The sequence below is a fragment of the Stenotrophomonas sp. TEPEL genome (genome assembly GCF_004348785.1).
Lineage (GTDB): Bacteria > Pseudomonadota > Gammaproteobacteria > Xanthomonadales > Xanthomonadaceae > Stenotrophomonas > Stenotrophomonas indicatrix.
In genome coordinates, this window is record NZ_QQXJ01000001.1 from 130480 (window position 1) to 146904 (window position 16425).

Annotated in this window: 18 protein-coding genes; all 18 read left to right on the forward strand. The window is 68.6% G+C overall.

Features of this window, described 5'->3' with window-relative positions; translation table 11 throughout:
- Window positions 1-5: 5 nt before the first annotated feature.
- Window positions 6-752: a beta-ketoacyl synthase chain length factor gene (locus TEP_RS00535; RefSeq protein WP_032976801.1), complete on the forward strand. Its 747-nt coding sequence runs from the start codon at window positions 6-8 to the stop codon at window positions 750-752.
- On the forward strand, window positions 745-1542 hold the full coding sequence (locus TEP_RS00540) for a lysophospholipid acyltransferase family protein (RefSeq protein ID WP_032976802.1): 798 nt from the start codon (window positions 745-747) through the stop codon (window positions 1540-1542). Before TEP_RS00535 ends, TEP_RS00540 begins: the two co-directional genes overlap by 8 nt.
- Window positions 1529-1786, forward strand: a complete 258-nt coding sequence (locus TEP_RS00545; protein WP_005411610.1) for a phosphopantetheine-binding protein — start codon at window positions 1529-1531, stop codon at window positions 1784-1786. Before TEP_RS00540 ends, TEP_RS00545 begins: the two co-directional genes overlap by 14 nt.
- Before the next feature lie 16 nt (window positions 1787-1802).
- Window positions 1803-2060, forward strand: coding sequence for an acyl carrier protein (locus tag TEP_RS00550; protein ID WP_025878014.1), 258 nt, complete (start codon window positions 1803-1805; stop codon window positions 2058-2060).
- A 22-nt stretch (window positions 2061-2082) separates the two neighbouring features.
- Window positions 2083-2634 (forward strand): hypothetical protein, encoded by a 552-nt coding sequence (locus tag TEP_RS00555; protein ID WP_132823660.1) that lies wholly within the window; start codon window positions 2083-2085, stop codon window positions 2632-2634.
- Window positions 2627-4315, forward strand: coding sequence for an AMP-binding protein (locus tag TEP_RS00560; protein WP_132823662.1), 1689 nt, complete (start codon window positions 2627-2629; stop codon window positions 4313-4315). The genes TEP_RS00555 and TEP_RS00560 overlap by 8 nt, the downstream gene beginning before the upstream one ends.
- Window positions 4305-5075 carry a glycosyltransferase family 2 protein gene (locus tag TEP_RS00565; RefSeq protein ID WP_132823664.1) on the forward strand — a complete coding sequence of 257 codons (771 nt, stop codon included), beginning with the start codon at window positions 4305-4307 and terminating at the stop codon, window positions 5073-5075. The genes TEP_RS00560 and TEP_RS00565 overlap by 11 nt, the downstream gene beginning before the upstream one ends.
- A 1-nt stretch (window position 5076) precedes the next feature.
- Entirely contained in the window at window positions 5077-6018 is a 942-nt protein-coding gene (locus tag TEP_RS00570) for an acyltransferase (RefSeq protein WP_132823665.1), read from the forward strand.
- A complete protein-coding gene (locus TEP_RS00575) occupies window positions 6008-7558 on the forward strand; it encodes an aromatic amino acid ammonia-lyase (protein WP_132823667.1) in 1551 nt (516 codons plus the stop codon). Before TEP_RS00570 ends, TEP_RS00575 begins: the two co-directional genes overlap by 11 nt.
- Window positions 7545-7976, forward strand: a complete 432-nt coding sequence (locus TEP_RS00580; protein ID WP_132823668.1) for an acyl-CoA thioesterase — start codon at window positions 7545-7547, stop codon at window positions 7974-7976. Before TEP_RS00575 ends, TEP_RS00580 begins: the two co-directional genes overlap by 14 nt.
- Window positions 7973-8602: an outer membrane lipoprotein carrier protein LolA gene (locus tag TEP_RS00585; RefSeq protein WP_132823669.1), complete on the forward strand. Its 630-nt coding sequence runs from the start codon at window positions 7973-7975 to the stop codon at window positions 8600-8602. Before TEP_RS00580 ends, TEP_RS00585 begins: the two co-directional genes overlap by 4 nt.
- Window positions 8595-10940: an MMPL family transporter gene (locus TEP_RS00590; RefSeq protein ID WP_132823671.1), complete on the forward strand. Its 2346-nt coding sequence runs from the start codon at window positions 8595-8597 to the stop codon at window positions 10938-10940. Before TEP_RS00585 ends, TEP_RS00590 begins: the two co-directional genes overlap by 8 nt.
- Window positions 10941-11002: 62 nt before the next feature.
- Window positions 11003-12277, forward strand: coding sequence for an NAD(P)/FAD-dependent oxidoreductase (locus TEP_RS00595; RefSeq protein WP_132823672.1), 1275 nt, complete (start codon window positions 11003-11005; stop codon window positions 12275-12277).
- A complete protein-coding gene (locus TEP_RS00600) occupies window positions 12265-12819 on the forward strand; it encodes a DUF3261 domain-containing protein (RefSeq protein ID WP_132823674.1) in 555 nt (184 codons plus the stop codon). Before TEP_RS00595 ends, TEP_RS00600 begins: the two co-directional genes overlap by 13 nt.
- A complete protein-coding gene (locus TEP_RS00605) occupies window positions 12816-14003 on the forward strand; it encodes a beta-ketoacyl-[acyl-carrier-protein] synthase family protein (RefSeq protein WP_132823675.1) in 1188 nt (395 codons plus the stop codon). Before TEP_RS00600 ends, TEP_RS00605 begins: the two co-directional genes overlap by 4 nt.
- Complete coding sequence (locus TEP_RS00610) at window positions 14000-14458, forward strand: hotdog family protein (protein WP_025877993.1); 459 nt, start codon at window positions 14000-14002, stop codon at window positions 14456-14458. The genes TEP_RS00605 and TEP_RS00610 overlap by 4 nt, the downstream gene beginning before the upstream one ends.
- Window positions 14455-15186 carry a 3-oxoacyl-ACP reductase FabG gene (gene fabG / locus TEP_RS00615; protein ID WP_132823677.1) on the forward strand — a complete coding sequence of 244 codons (732 nt, stop codon included), beginning with the start codon at window positions 14455-14457 and terminating at the stop codon, window positions 15184-15186. The genes TEP_RS00610 and fabG overlap by 4 nt, the downstream gene beginning before the upstream one ends.
- On the forward strand, window positions 15186-16424 hold the full coding sequence (locus TEP_RS00620) for a beta-ketoacyl-ACP synthase (protein WP_025877989.1): 1239 nt from the start codon (window positions 15186-15188) through the stop codon (window positions 16422-16424). Before fabG ends, TEP_RS00620 begins: the two co-directional genes overlap by 1 nt.
- Window position 16425: the final 1 nt, after the last annotated feature.

The window sequence follows — 16425 nt, forward strand, 5'->3', positions numbered from 1 at the left end:
CGGTAATGATCGAATTTTCCGTTGTCGACTGGGCCGCCTGGGCGCCTGGCCTGACCGAGCGTAGCCAATGGATGGGCTGGGCCGGAGCACCGTTCCTGCCGCAGGGCGAGGACACGCCGGCGCTGGCCGAGATTCCGGCCATGCAGCGCCGCCGTATCGAGCGCCTGGGCCGCATGGCGATCCAGGCCGCGTGCTGGTGCGAGGACGGGCAGGGCGCTGACAGCCAGGTGCCGCTGGTGTTCGCCAGCCGCCATGGCGATGTCGCCCGTTCGATGGACCTGCTGGGCTCGCTGGTGGCCGATCAGCCGCTGTCGCCCACCGGCTTCGGCCTGTCGGTGCACAACGCGATCGCCGCGCTGTATTCGATCGCCCGCGGCCACCGGGGCAACTACCTGGCGTTGTCCGCCGGCCAGTCGACGGTGGAAGCGGCGTGCCTGGAGGCCGTCGGCCTGCTTGGTGATGGTGCCAGTGAAGTGCGGATCGTGGTCTATGAGTCGCCGTTGCCCGACGTTTACGCTGAATTCGCCGACGAACCCGACCCGTTCTTCGCCTGGTGCTGGCGCCTGGCACCCGCCGGTACTGCCGGCGGCACCGATCTTTCGCTGTCTTGGCAGGTCGCCGGCGACGCCGGGCCGACCGCGCCGGGCGTGCTGCCGCATGCGCTGGACCTGCACCGCTTCCTGCTGGCCGGGGATCTGCAGCTGCAGCACGTGACCCAAGGCCAACGCTGGTCCTGGCGCCGCCGTGGCTGAGGCGCTGCGCCGCCTTGATCATGCCTGGCGGGTGCTCGGCACCGGCCTCAGCTTCGCCGCGTTTGGCGTCGGCGGTCTGTTGCTGGGCGTGCTGGTGATGCCGGTGCTGCTGCTGATGCGCGACCCGGTGGCCCGCCGCCGCCGGGCCCGCCGGCTGGTCCAGCGCGCCTTCGCCAGCCATGTGTGGCTGATGTGCCGGCTGGGCGTGATGACCCTGCAGGTCGACGGGCGCGAACGCCTGCAGCGCGACGGCCTGCTGGTGCTGGCCAACCACCCGACCCTGATCGACGTGGTCTGCCTGATCGCCCTGCTGCCCAATGCCGACTGCGTGGTCAAGCGGGCGGTGGCCTGCAACCCGTTCATGCGCGGCCCGGTGCGTGCCGCCGGCTACATCTCCAATGACGACGGCGCTGGGCTGGTCGATGACTGCGCGGCGGCGGTGCACGCCGGCGGCACCCTGGTGATCTTCCCGGAAGGCACCCGCAGCGTGCCGGGGCAGCCGCTGCGGCTGCAGCGCGGCGCGGCCAACATCGCAGTGCGCGGGCGCCTGGACATCACCCCGGTGCGCATCACCTGCACCCCGCCGACGTTGACCAAGGGCCAGAAGTGGTATCGTGTACCCTCACGTCGTTTTCACGTTCAGCTGCAGATCGGCGAAGATATCCCGATCGCGCCGTTCCTGGCCGAAGATGACTCGCCAAGGGGGGATGCCCTGGCGGCCCGTCGCGTCACCGACCACCTCACTCGTTATTTCGACCTGTCTGGAGATCCGACCCGTGCAAGCACTTGAGCACGAGATCAAGGAATTGATCATTTCCTCGCTTTCACTGGAGGACATCACCCCGGAGGACATCGATCCGACCGCGCCTCTGTTCGTGGAAGGCCTCGGCCTGGACTCGATCGATGCACTGGAACTGGGCCTGGCGCTGCAGAAGAAGTACGGTGTCAGCCTCTCGGCCGACTCGGAAGAAACCCGTCGCCATTTCTCCAGCGTGCGTGCGCTCGGCGAGTTCGTCGCCGCCCGCCAGTCGTAAGGCGCCAGGAACTGCCATGACCAAGAATGAACTGTTCGAGCGCATCGTCCGCATCCTGACCGACAGCTTCGAGATCGAGCCGGCGCGGATCAGCCCGGAATCGCGCCTGTACGACGACCTGGACATCGACAGCATCGATGCCGTGGACCTGATCGTGCAGCTCAAGCCGCTGCTCGGCCGCAATCTGCAGCCTGAAGCGTTCAAGGCCGTGCGCACCGTGCAGGACATCGTTGATGTCGTGCATGGCCTGCTGCCCGGTCAGGCCGCTGCCTGACAGCAGCACGGACGCCGCGACCATGGCACGGGCACGCATGGTCGTGGTGGCAGCGATTTCGCTTGCCTATCCGGTGCTGGTCTACTTGGCGATGGGCCGCTTCGAGCCACGCTGGCTGTCGCTGCTGCTGTTCGCGCTGGCCCTGCTGCGCGCGCTGAGCACGCGCCAGCCCTTGTGGTGGGCTGCCGCCGCCGGCGCGGGCCTGCTGGCCGGGCTGGCCACCGTGCTCAACCAGGCCCTGCCGCTGAAGCTGTACCCGGCGCTGGTGAACGTGGTGATGCTGACGGTGTTCGCCACCAGCCTGCGCTTCGGTCCGCCGCTGGTGGAACGCCTGGCGCGCCTGCAGGAGCCGGACCTCCCACCGTTCGCGGTGGTCTATACCCGCCGCGTCACCCAGGTGTGGTGTGGCTTTTTCGTTCTCAATGGTGGTCTCGCCCTGTTCACCGCGCTGTATGCGTCGGACCGGGTCTGGATGCTCTACAACGGAATGTTGGCGTACGTGATGATGGGATTGTTGTTCGGGGGCGAATGGCTGGTACGGCGTCGGGTCAAGGCAGCGCACGCGCATGGCTGACTGGATTGCCCTGGACCGGCTGCTGATCGCGGCGCAGCCCGGTCGTGACATCGGTATCTGCGATGGCACTGCCCTCGACCACGTCGCCTTCCGCCTGCGCGTACTTGCCTGGAATGACGCTTTCAGTGCTGCCGAGGGTCGTGACTGGGCGCTCTACTTCGATGACACCGTGGCCTTCGCTGCGGCGTTGTTCGGTGCCTGGCATGCCGGCAAGCGGGTGTTCCTGGCCGCCGACAACCTGCCCGCGACCTTGCAGGCGCTGCAGCCGCAGGTGAGTGGCTTCGCAGGTGACCTGTCGGCGGATTACCAGCCGTTGCAGGCCACCGACAGCGTCGCAGAAGGCGTGGCGCTGCTGCCGTTGGACGAGCGCGCCTGCGAACTGTGCGTGTTCACCTCCGGCAGCACCGGCCAACCCAGCGCGATCAGCAAGCGGTTGGACCAGCTGGCGAGCGAAGTCGATGCGCTGCAGGCTGCCTTCGGCGCCCAGCTCGACGGGGCCCAGGTGCACGGCACCGTGTCCCACCAGCATATCTACGGCCTGCTGTTCCGCGTGCTGTGGCCGCTGGCTGCCGGCCGTGCGATCCAGCCGCGGCGCTTCTTCCACGAAGACCTGGTGGGCGCGCTGGCCGGTACCGACACGGTGCTGGTGGCGACCCCGGCCCATCTCAAGCGCCTGCCCGAGCAGCTCGACTGGGCCAGCCTGCACGGCCGCCTGCGTGCGGTGTTCTCCTCCGGCGGCCCGCTGCCCGAGGACGCTGCGCGCCAGGTCCGCCAGTGGTTGGGCGTGGCGCCCACCGAGGTTTACGGCAGCAGTGAAACCGGTGGCATCGCCTGGCGCCGCTGGGACACCGATGCACCGCCGTGGCAGCCGTTGCCGGGCGTGCAGTGGCGGATCGAGGAGGACTGCCTGGCGGTGGCCTCGCCGCACCTGGAGACGTTGGACTGGTGGCGCACCCAGGATCGCGTGGAAGCACTGGCCGATGGCCGCTTCCGCCTGCTGGGCCGTGCCGACCGCATCGTCAAGATCGAAGAACGCCGCGTTTCGCTGGATGCACTGGAGCGCGCGCTGCGCGAGGATCCGGAAGTCGAGGACGTGCGCGTGCTGGTGCTGCAGGGCCAGCGCGAGCAGCTGGCGGCCGTGGTGGTGCCGGCCGATCCGGCGTTGGCACGTGCCGGTGACGGCGCACGGCGTGCGCTGGGACAGCGGCTGGGTGCGCGGTTGGCGCAGGGCCACGATGCGGTCACCCGGCCGCGGCGCTGGCGCCTGGTCGAATCGCTGCCGATCAATGCCCAGGGCAAGGTCACCCAGGCCGCGCTGGTGGCGCTGTTCCAGCCGATGATGCCGGTGCCGGTCTGGGACTGTCGCGACGAGGCGACGGCCACCCTGCGGATGACGCTGGACCCCGCGCTGCGCGCGTTCCAGGGCCACTTCCCGCAGGCGGCGATCCTGCCCGGCGTGGCCCAGCTGGACTGGGCGGTGCGCTTCGGCCGCCAGGCCTTCGTGTTGCCGGTTGGTTTCCAGCGCATGGATGCAGTGAAGTTCCAGCGCGTGGCCCGCCCCGGCGACGAGCTGACCCTGCACCTGGAGTGGGACACCGGGCGCGGCGTGCTGACGTTCCGCTACACCTCGGTGCATGGCGTGCACGCCAGCGGCAGGGTGGTGTTCGCCGATGCGCATTGAGCCGGCCACTGCTGGCGGCGCGTTCGCGCCGCTGGTGGTCATTCCCGTGTACGACCACGAACACGCCATCGGCGCGGTCGTCGATGGCGTGCAGGCTGCGGGCCTGCCCTGCCTGCTGGTCGACGATGGCTCGCAGCCGTCCTGCGCGCTGGTGCTGCGGGAACTGGCACAGCGAGCGGGGGTCGACCTGCTGCGGCTGGACGCGAACCAGGGCAAGGGCGGTGCGATGCTGGCCGGTTTCGCCGAAGCGCAGCGTGGTGGGTATACCCATGTGCTGCAGATCGATGCCGACGGCCAGCACGACACCGGCGACCTGCCGCGCTTCATCGACGCCGCCCGCGCGCGGCCGGACGCTGTGATCTGCGGCATTCCCGCCTACGATGCCAGTGTGCCGAAGGCGCGCCTGTATGGTCGCTACGCCACCCACATCTGGGTGTGGATCAACACGCTGTCACTGCACCTGCGCGACACCATGTGTGGATTCCGCGTGTATCCGCTGCCGCCGGTGCTGCGCCTGGTCGGCGAGGAAACCATCGGCCGGCGCATGGATTTCGACACCGAAGTGATGGTGCGCCTGTACTGGCGGCAGGTACCGGTCGACCACCTGGCTACGCGGGTGACCTATCCCGCCGACGGTGTATCGCATTTCGATGTGTGGCGCGACAACGTGCGCATCAGCCGCATGCATACCCGGCTGTTCTTCGGCATGCTCTGGCGCGCGCCGCGCCTGCTGTGGCGCCGCCTGCAGGGGCAGGGCTGAGATGAGCCACGCGCACGACGCCCCGCATTGGGCCGACATCGGCGAGTCCACGTCGGTGGCCGGCGTGCTGTTGCTGTGCTGGGTGCACCGCTGGTTCGGGCGCTGGCCGTTCCACCTCTGCGTGTGGCCGGTGGTGGCCTGCCACTGGCTGGGCAACCGCGTCGGGCGCCAGGCCTCGATGCAGTACCTGCAGCGGCTGCAGGCCCATGCCGGTGCGCTGGGCCATGCGCCCACCCGGCGCGACAGCCTGCGCCACTTCTTCAGCTTCGCCGACACGATGCTGGACAAGATTCTCGGCCTCGGCGGCCGCTATCCGCCCGAGCGCATCCGCCTGCAACGCGACCTGGTACTGGGCCGGATCGCGCGCCGCGAAGGCGGCCTCATCCTGACCGCGCACATCGGCTGCCTGGAACTGTGCCAGGTGCTGGCCGAGCAGGTGCCGGGCTTCCGCATCACCGTGCTGGTGCATACCGCGCACGCGCAGCGCTTCAACCGGCTGTTGCAGCGGCTGGACCCGCTGGCCGCAGTGGAGCTGGTGCAGGTTACCGAGATGGGCCCGGCCACGGCGATGATGCTGGCCGACAAGGTCGCCTCGGGTGGCTTCGTCGCCATCGTTGGCGACCGCGTGCCGGTGCAGGGCGGGCGCAGCGTGATGGCTGATTTCCTCGGCCACCGCGCGCCGTTCCCGATCGGCGCCTACGTGCTGGCGGCCGCGCTCGGCTGCCCGGTCTACACGATGTCGTGCCTGCACCAGGGCGACGGCTATCGGGTGGCATTCGAACAGTTCGCCGACCGCGTGGTGCTGCCGCGCGGTTCACGCGATGCCGCACTGGCCGAACAGGCGCAGCGCTTCGCGCGCTGGCTGGAACTCCAGGTCATCCAGTCCCCGCTGGACTGGTTCAATTTCTTCCCCTTCTGGGATCAGGCTCCTCATGACGATTGACGCCGTACCCGTGTGCCGTTTCGGCGATGCACCGCTGACCATCGAAGACGTGGTCGCCCTGGCCCAGCGCAAGTGCGAGGCCGCGCTGAGCGATGTGCCGGCGTTCCGCGCACATATCCAGCGGGGTGCCGACTTCCTCGACCGGCTGTTGCGCGAGGATGGCGTCATCTATGGCGTGACCACCGGCTACGGCGATTCGTGCACGGTGAACATTCCGCCGGCACTGGTCGCCGAGCTGCCGCACCACCTGTACACCTACCATGGCTGCGGCCTGGGCCGTTACCTGGACCCGGCCGAGACCCGCGCCGTGCTGGCCGCGCGTCTGGCCTCGCTGGTGCGTGGCATGTCCGGCGTCAGCGTGCCGTTGCTGGAAGGCCTGGCCACGCTGCTGCAGCACGATGTGCTGCCGTTGATTCCGGCCGAAGGCTCGGTGGGCGCCAGTGGCGACCTGACCCCGCTGTCGTACGTGGCGGCCGTGCTGTGCGGCGAACGCGAGGTGCTGCACGACGGCCGCGTGCAGCCGGCTGCCGACGTGCTGGCGAAGATTGGCATGACGCCGCTGAAGCTGCGGCCGAAGGAAGGCCTGGCGATCATGAACGGCACGGCGGTGATGACCGGCCTGGCCTGCCTGGCCTGGCAGCGCGCCGATTACCTGGCGCGTATGGCCACGCGCCTGACCGCGTTCAACGTGCTGTCCAGCGATGGCAACGCGCACCATTTCGATGAAACCCTGTTCGCCGCCAAGCCGCACCCGGGGCAGTCTCGCATTGCCGCACGCCTGCGCAGCGACCTGCACAGCGAGCGTCCGCCGCGCAACGAGCAGCGCCTGCAGGACCGCTACTCGCTGCGCTGCGCGCCGCACGTGATCGGCGTGCTGGAAGACACCCTGCCGTTCCTGCGCCAGTTGATCGAAACCGAACTGAACAGCGCCAACGACAACCCGCTGATCGATGCCGACGGCGAGCGCATCCTGCACGGTGGCCACTTCTACGGCGGCCATATCGCACTGGCGATGGACACGCTGAAGAATACGGTTGCCAACATCGCCGACCTGCTCGACCGGCAGCTGGCGCTGGTGGTTGACGCCCGCTACAACCACGGCCTGCCGGCCAACCTGTCGGCGGCCAGCGGCCCGCGCGCGGCGATCAACCATGGCCTGAAGGCGCTGCAGATCAGCGTTTCGGCGTGGACGGCCGAGGCCCTGAAGCAGACCATGCCGGCCTCGGTGTTCTCACGGTCCACCGAATGCCACAACCAGGACAAGGTCAGCATGGGTACCATCGCCGCGCGCGACTGCCTGCGCGTGATCGAACTGACTGAACAGGTGGTGGCGGCCATGCTGATTGCCGCCCGCCAGGGCCTGGCGCTGCGCGAACGGGTTGGCATGAACGCGCAGCTGCATGGCAGTCTGGCCGACATGTACGCCGACCTGGGGCAGCGCATCGCCCTGGTCGAAGAAGACCGCGCGCTGGATCGCGAACTGCGGGAACTGCTGGTGGAGATCCGCGCGCAACGCTGGGAGCTGTATGTCGGTGAATGAAGGTAACGAGCTGGTCGGTGAGGTCGAGCTGGCCCCCGCTTTCCATGACTGCGATCCGATGAACGTGGTCTGGCATGGCAACTACTTCAAGTACTTCGAGATCGCGCGCTGCGCGTTGCTGAAGCGCTATGACTACGACTATCCGCAGATGCTCGAATCGGGCTACCTGTGGCCGGTGGTCGATGCGCGGGTGAAGTACGTGCGGCCGCTGCTGTTCGGCCAGGCGCTGCGGGTGCGCTCGCGCATCGTCGAGTGGGAGAACCGGCTGAAGATCGAATACGAGATCCTCGATGCGCAAAGCGGCCAGGTGCTGACCCGCGCAATGACCATCCAGGTCGCGGTCGACGCGGCCAGCAAGGAAATGCTGTACCAGTGCCCGCCGGTGCTGTGGCAGCGTCTTGGAGTGCCTGCCCCGTGAACCGATCCCTTCGTCTTCCGCGCATGCTGCTGTGCGCGCTGCTGCTGGTGGCCGCACCGCTGGCGCAGGCGGCTGATGCCGCCGTCGATGCCATCACCCAGGCCGTCGCCCGACCGGACGTGCTGCGCGGGCAGTTCACCCAGGAAAAGCAGGTCAGCGGTTTCAAGAACCCGCTGCGTTCGCAGGGCCAGTTCGTGGTCGCGCGCAAGCACGGCGTGATCTGGTCCACGCTCAAGCCGTTCCCGTCGGAGGTGGTGGTCACTGCCGACCGCATCCTCAGCCGCCAGCGCGATGGCAGCACCCGCGTCGAACTGGACGCGCGCCAGCAGCCGGCGATGCGCTCGGTCAACGCGATCATGTTCGCGTTGATGAGCGGTGACGTGCAGGCACTGTCCAGCCAGTTCAACGTCGAGGCCAGCCGTGAAGGGCAGGGCTGGCGCCTGAAGCTGACGCCGAAGTCGGCGATGCTGGCCAAGGCCTTCCAGTCGCTGACGCTGCAGGGCGACCGTTACGTGCGCCAGGTCGAGATCATCGAAGCCAACCAGGATCGCACCCGCATCCAGTTCACTGCGCTGAGCGAAGCGCCGGCCACGCTGAACGCCGACGAGGCGCGCCGCTTTGAGTGACAGCACCGCACCGGATCGCCTGCGCCGCTGGTGGCACTGGCTGGGCATCGCCTGGCTGCTGCTGTTGCTGGTGCTGGGTGTGCAGCAGTGGCGCTTGTGGAGCCAGGAGTCGCGGATCGACACCGACATCCTCGCCCTGCTGCCGCAGGACGCGCACGACCGCCTGCTCAGCGACGTCACCCGGCGCATCGCCGATGGCAGCTCGCGGCAGGTGGTGGTGCTGCTCGGCAGTACCGACGGTGCCGCTGCCAAGCGCGCGCAGGCCGCGTTCGCCGCGGCGATGGCCCGTGATGCCGACAGCGCGCTGCTGGTGCCCAGTGGTTCGATCGAAGGCTGGTTCGATGAGGCGCGTGCGTTCTACGCACCGTACCGCGATCGCCTGCTGACCCCGGCCCAGCGCGAACAACTGCAACAGGCCGAACCGGGCGCGCTGGCCGAACAGGCGTTGGGCGCGCTGTATGGCCCGATGGGTGCGCCGCGGTTGACCGAGTGGCGGCAGGATCCGTTGTCGCTGTGGCCGCAGTGGTGGCAGCAGCAGGCCCAGGGCTCCGGCCTGCGCCTGGGCGATGACGGCCTGCTCGAGGCCGAAGGCAAGCACTGGGCGGCACTGCAGTTCGATACGCCGGGCTCGGCCTTCAGGCTCGATGGCGAGCGTCATCTCGATGGCCTGCTCGAACGCGCCGGACAGGCGGCCAAGGCCGCTGCGCCGGATCTGGAGATCCTGCATGCCGGCGTGCCGTTGCATGCCGAAGCGGCTGCCGTGCAGGCCAACCAGGAGATCAACACCATCGGCTGGGGTTCGCTGGCGGCGGTGCTGCTGCTGGTGTGGCTGGCGTTCCGCTCGCTGCGGCCGATCCTGCTGGTTGCCGCCTCGCTGCTGATCGGTTGTGGCGTAGCGCTGGCGGTGACCGTGCTGGTGTTCGACAAGGTGCATGTGCTGACCCTGGTGTTCGGTGCCTCGCTGGTCGGCGTAGCCGAGGACTACGGCATCCACTGGTTCGCGTCGCGCCAAGCCGAGCCGGCCGACCGCCGCTGGAAGCTGCTGCGGCATCTGCTGCCGGGCCTGTGGCTGGCGCTGCTGACCAGTGCGCTGGCGTACCTGGCGTTGGGCCTGGCGCCGTTCCCCGGCCTGCGGCAGATGGCGCTGTTCTCGGTGGTGGGGCTGGCTGCTGCCTTCCTCACGGTGATCTTCTGGTTCCCGTGGCTGGACGGCGGCGAGATCCGTACCACCCGCTTCGCGCAGTGGCTGGGCAATACGCTGGAGCGTTTCCCGCGCCTGCACGGGCGTCGCCCGGTGGCGATCTTCCTCGGCGTGGCCGCACTGGTGTCGGCCATCGGCATCGCCCGCCTGCAGAGCAACGACGACCTGCGCAGCCTGCAGTCCTCGCCGCCGGCGCTGATGGCCCAGCAGATCCGTCTCAGCCAGTTGCTGGGCATGCCCAGCCCGGCGCAGTTCTACCTGGTGCAGGGCAGCGATGCCGCACAACTGCTGCAGCGCGAAGAAGCGCTGACCACGCGCCTGCGTGAACTGACCCACGACAAGCGCATCGGCGGTTACCGCGCAATCAGTGACTGGTTGCCATCGCCCGCGCGGCAGCAGGCCGATGCGGCGTTGACCGCCAGGGTGGAACCCGGCGTGCTGGCCGCCGTGGGCGAAGCGGTGGGCGAGCCCCTGCAGCGCCCCGCATTCGCAGCGGCGCCGCTGAGCGCCGAGGCCTTCCTCGCCTCGCCGGCGTCGCAGCCGTTCCGCCACCTGTGGGTCGGCGACGTGGGCGGACAGATGATCAGCGTGGTGATGGTCGATGACCTGTCGCGTGCCGATGCACTGGCCACCCTGCGCGGTGCTGCCGAAGGCCTGGACGGCGTGCGCTGGGTCGACCGTACGGCCGATTTCTCGCAGCTGCTGGGCCACTACCGCAAGCTGATGGGCGGCCTGCTGCTGGTCGGCATCGTGCTGGTGTTCGGCGCCCTGTGGCTGCGCTACCGGCGCCAGGCCTGGCGCGTATTCGCGCCGACCCTGGTGGCCGGGGCGCTTACCCTTGGCTTGCTCGGCCTGTTCGGCCAGCCGCTGCAGCTGTTCAACGTGCTGGCACTGATGCTGCTGCTGGGCATGGGCATCGACTACGGCATCTTCCTGATCGAGCACCGCGGCGATGCCAGCGCCTGGCTGGCGGTATGCGTGGGTGCGGCCAGCACCTGGCTGTCGTTCGGCCTGCTGGGTCTTTCGCAGACGCCGGCGCTGCGTGCGTTCGGGCTCACCCTGCTGTTCGGCATCGGCCTGGTCTGGCTGATCTCGCCGCTGTTCCGGCCGCCACCGCATGACGTTGCGCCGGCCTGACCGGGCACGCTTCATTCCCATTCCTCCGCTTTTCCACCTGATCGAGCAACAAGGACGCACCGATGACTACTGTTGTGGATGCCGCTGATTCTTCCCGCCACGAAGACGTGGAACGTACCGAGATCCTGATCATCGGCGCCGGCCCGGCCGGTTCGGTGGCCGCGGCGATGCTGCGCCAGCAGGGCCGCAAGGTGCTGATGCTGGAGCGCCAGCAGTTCCCGCGCTTCTCCATCGGCGAGAGCCTGCTGCCGCAGAGCATGGAATACATCGAAGCGGCGGGCCTGCTGCAGGACGTGGTCGAGGCGGGCTTCCAGTACAAGAACGGCGCGGCCTTCGTGCACGTGGAAGCGCGCACCGCGTTCGACTTCAGGAAGAAGTTCTCGCCGGGCTGGGGCACTACCTACCAGGTGCAGCGCGCCGACTTCGACAACGTGCTGGCGCGTGGCGCCGAGCGCATGGGCGCGACCCTGCGCTTCGGTGACGAAGTGCTGTCCGTCGAGCCGGGCGAGCAGCCGCTGGTGAGCGTGCGCCGCCCCGACGGCAGCGAGTACCGCATCGAAGCCGATTTCATCCTTGACGCCTCCGGCTTCGCGCGCCTGCTGCCACGCCTGCTGGACCTGGAAACACCGTCCAACTTCCCGGTGCGCGGTGCGATCTTCTGCCACGTGCGCGACAACATCCCGGCCGAAGCGGATTTCGACCGCAACAAGATCCTGATCACCACCCATCCCGAGCACATCGACGTCTGGTACTGGACGATCCCGTTCTCCAACGGCTGCTGCTCGCTGGGCGTGGTCGCCGAGCCATCGTTCTTCGAGCGCTACGAAGGCGACGACCTGCAGAAGCTGCAGGCCATCGTCGGCGAGGATCCGAACCTGACCTCGCTGCTGGCCAATGCCGAATGGGCGGTGCTGCCGGTGCGCCGCATCACCGGCTATTCGGCCAATGTCAGCTCGCTGTGGGGCCCGGGCTATGCGCTGCTGGGCAACGCCGGTGAGTTCCTCGACCCGGTGTTCTCCTCCGGCGTCACCATCGCGTTCAAGTCGGCGCAGCTGGCCAGCGAATGCCTCAAGCGCCGTTACGCGGGCGAGACCGTGGACTGGGAAAGCGAATTCTCGATTCCGCTGCGCGCCGGCGTGAAGACCTTCCGCCGCTTCGTCGAAAGCTGGTACCAGGGCGGCTTCCAGAAGATCATCTACCACCCCGACCAGCAGCCGCAGGTACGCGACATGATCAGCTCCATCCTGGCCGGCTACGCCTGGGACACCAACAATCCGTATGTGGCCGACGACACTGGCCGTCGCATGCGCGTGCTGGAGGAACTGTGCAGCGCCTGATCGTCCGCCTCTCCGCGGTCCTGCTGTGCCTGCTGCTGGCCGCCTGTGCCAGCCGCATGCCGCGGCCGCTGGCCGACCTGCCGCCGTTGCGGCTGGCCCCGTCCAGCCTGCCGGCGCCGTTGGCCCTGCAGCAGCAGCTGCACTTCCGCTTCGGCAGCCACGAGCGTGATCTGGATGCGCTGCTGGAGGCCGACGCTCAGCAGGTGCGGCTGGCCGTGCAGGCGATGGGCCAGACCGGCGTTCGCCTGCAGTGGGACGGCCAGCAGCTGACCCAGCAGCGTGCACTGTGGCTGCCGCCACAGGTGCGTGCCGAACGTGTACTGGATGACCTGCAGTTCGCGCTGTGGCCGACGGACGCCATTGCCGCCGCGCTGCCTGCCGGCTGGCAGGTGAGCGACGACGGCCGCCAACGCAGCCTGTCCCGCGACGGCACCGTGTGGCTGCAGCTGCAGCGCCTGGGCGATGGCAGCGTGCAGCTGGACAACCGCGCCGAGGGCTACACCCTGCGCATCGAATCGATCGACATGGCCGGCCAGGAATGAAGAGCGCGCCCATTTTCCTGAACGACCTCGGCGTGGTCTGCGCGTTGGGCGAGGGCCGCGCCGCGGTGGCCGCTGCGCTGTTTGCCGATGCGCCCGGCGGCCTGAGCGACAACGCCAGCCTGCTGCCGGGTCGCACGCTCGCGCTGGGCGAAGTGCACAGCCCACTGCCGACGCTGGAAGAACTGCCGGTGTCCCTGCGTGGCCGCAACAATGCTCTGCTGGACGTGGCAATGGCGCAGATCGCGCCGGCCGTTGCCGATGCCATCAACCGTTACGGCGCCGAGCGTGTGGCGGTGGTGCTGGGCACCAGCACCTCGGGCATCGGCGAATCCGAGCAGGCGCTGCGTACCCGCGCCGAGCACGGCCATTGGCCCGAAGGCTTCGACTACGCACAGCAGGAAATGGGCACCGCCGCGCAGTTCGTGCGTGAGCGCAGCGGTGCGCTGGGCCCGGCCTGGACGCTGTCCACGGCCTGTTCGTCCAGCGCCAAGGCGTTGATGTCGGCCGCGCGCATGCTGCGTTCCGGCATCGTCGATGCGGTCATCGCCGGTGGTGCCGATTCCCTGTGCCGGTTCACCGTCGCCGGGTTCAGCGCGCTGGAATCGGTCTCCGCAGTGCGCTGCAATCCGTTCTCGCAGCATCGCTGCGGGATCAACATCGGCGAGGGCGCCGCGCTGTTCCTGCTGACCCGCGATGCAGGCCCGGTCAGCTTGGCGGGGTGGGGTGAGTCGGCCGACGCGCACCATATGTCGGCACCGGACCCTCAGGGGCTGGGTGCCATCGATGCCCTGCAGCAGGCGTTGCAGCGTGCGGGCTGGGCACCTTCGGAAGTGGATTACGTGAATCTGCACGGCACTGCCACCGGCCACAACGACGCCATGGAAAGCCACGCCGTGGCGCAGGTGCTGGGCACCGCCGTGCCGGCCAGTTCGACCAAGCCACTGACCGGCCACACGCTGGGTGCGTCCGGTGCGATCGAAGCGGCGCTGTGCTGGATCCTGCTGGCCGAGAATCCGCAGCAGCAGCTGCCGCCGCACTGGTGGGACGGCGTGGCCGATCCGGCGCTGCCGGCGTTGCCGCTGGTAGCCCCGGCGACCTTCCTGCAGCAGCTGCCGCGGCGGGTGCTGAGCAGTTCGTTCGCCTTCGGCGGCAGCAATGCCGTGCTGGCACTGGAGCGCCGATGAACATGCCGCTGTATGCCATCGAAGAGGTGGTGCCGCACCGCCAGGACATGTGCCTGCTGGACCGCATCCTGCGCTGGGACCAGGACGGCATCGAGGCGGAACTGGTGGTGCCCGAGGCCGGCCTGTTCATCGAAGACGGTGCGGTCCCGGCATGGGTCGGCATCGAATACATGGCCCAGGCCATCGCTGCCTGGGCCGGCTGCCGCGCACGCACGGCCGGCAACCCGCCGCAGCTGGGCTTCCTGCTTGGCAGCCGGCGCTATACCAGCACGCGCAGCAGTTTCCCCAGTGGCACCCGCCTGCAGGTACAGGCGCGTTGCGAGCTGTTGGGCGACAATGGATTAGGGATGTTCGCCTGCCGCATCCTGGCAGGCGAAGAAGAATGGGCGGTTGCCAACGTGTCGGTGTTCGAACCGGCCGACTCGATGGCCTATCTGGAGAGTGGACAGGCATGACAGGGAATCCAAGCGTGCTGGTGACCGGCGCGAGCCGGGGCATCGGCCGGGCCATTGCGCTGCGTATCGCGCGCGATGGCTTCGACGTGGTGGTGCATTGCCGCAGCCGTGTGGAAGAAGCACAGGCGGTGGCCGACGAGATCCAGGCGCTGGGCCGGCAGGCGCGCGTGCTGGCCTTCGACGTGGCCGACCGTGCTGCCGCGCGTGCTGCGCTGGAGGCCGACGTGGACGCACATGGCGCCTATTACGGCGTGGTATGCAATGCCGGCATCGCCCGTGATGGCGTGTTCCCGGCATTGTCCGAGGACGACTGGGACCAGGTGATCCACACCAACCTGGACGGTTTCTACAACGTGCTGCATCCGCTGATCATGCCGATGGTGCGGCGGCGCAAGCCGGGCCGCATCGTCACCCTGTCCTCGGTGTCGGGCGTGGCCGGCAACCGTGGCCAGGTCAATTACAGTGCGGCCAAGGCCGGCATCATCGGTGCCAGCAAGGCATTGGCGCTGGAACTGGCCAGCCGCCAGATCACCGTCAACTGCGTGGCCCCGGGCCTGATCGAGACCGACATGCTCAACGAAGAAGTGGTCGAACACGCATTGAAGCTGATCCCGGCCGGCCGCGTCGGCCGTCCCGAGGAAGTGGCGGCGACGGTCGCGTTCCTGCTGTCCGAGCCGGCCGGCTACATCACCCGCCAGGTGATCTCGGTCAACGGAGGGATGATCTGATGGCCGCCGATCGTCGCGTGGTGGTCACCGGTGCTGCCGCCATCAGTCCGCTCGGCCACGACTGGCCGACCATCCAGGCCCATCTGCGCAGCTGCCGCAATGCGGTGCGTTCGATGCCGGAATGGGATGTGTATGCGGGCCTGAACACCAAGCTTGCCGCGCCGGCGCAGGACTACGAGCTGCCGCCGAACTACAACCGCAAGACCACCCGCTCGATGGGCAAGGTCGCGATCATGTCGGTGCGCGCCACCGAGGTCGCCCTGCGTGAGGCGGGCCTGTTCGAGCACCCGGTGCTGCGCAGTGGCCGTACCGGCGTGGCCTATGGCTCGTCGTCGGGCAGCCACGAAGCCACCGGCGAATTCGGCCGCATGCTGCATGAGTTCACCACCGACGGCATCAGCGCCACTACCTACCTGAAGATGATGAGCCACACCGCGCCGGTCAACATCGGTGTGTTCTTCGGCTTGTCCGGGCGTGTCTACACCACTTCCAGCGCCTGTACGTCGGGCAGCCAGGGCGTGGGCGCCGGCTATGAAGCGATCCGCAGCGGCAAGCAGACGGTGATGGTGGCCGGTGGTGCCGAACAGCTCGACGCCACCGCTGCGGCGGTGTTCGACACCCTGTTTGCCACCAGCACGCGCAACGACGCACCGCACACCACTCCGCGTCCGTTCGATGCCGGCCGCGATGGCCTGGTGCTGGGCGAGGGCGCCTGCACGCTGATCCTGGAGGATCTGGAACACGCGCAGGCACGCGGCGCGACCATCCTCGCCGAGATCGTCGGTTACGGCACCAACAGCGACGGCCAGCACGTCACCCAGCCCAGCGCCGATACCATGGCCCAGGCCATGCGCCTGGCGCTGGAAGACGCCGGTCTGCAGCCGGCGCAGATCGACTACGTGAACGCCCATGGCACCGCCACCGACCACGGCGACATCGCCGAAACCCAGGCCACCGCCCAGGTGTTCGGCAGCCGCGTGCCGATCAGCTCGTTGAAGAGCTATGTCGGCCACATGCTGGGCGGTTGCGGCGCGTTCGAAGCCTGGATGAGCATCGAAATGATGCGCGCCGGCTGGTTCGCGCCCACCCTGAACCTGGTCGAGGTGGACCCGCGTTGCGGCCAGCTCGACTTCATCACCGGGCAAGGCCGCGAGCTGCAGGCCGAGTACGTGATGAGCAACAACTTCGCCTTCGGCGGCATCAACACCTCGCTGGTGTTCCGCCGCTGGAGCGCGTGAT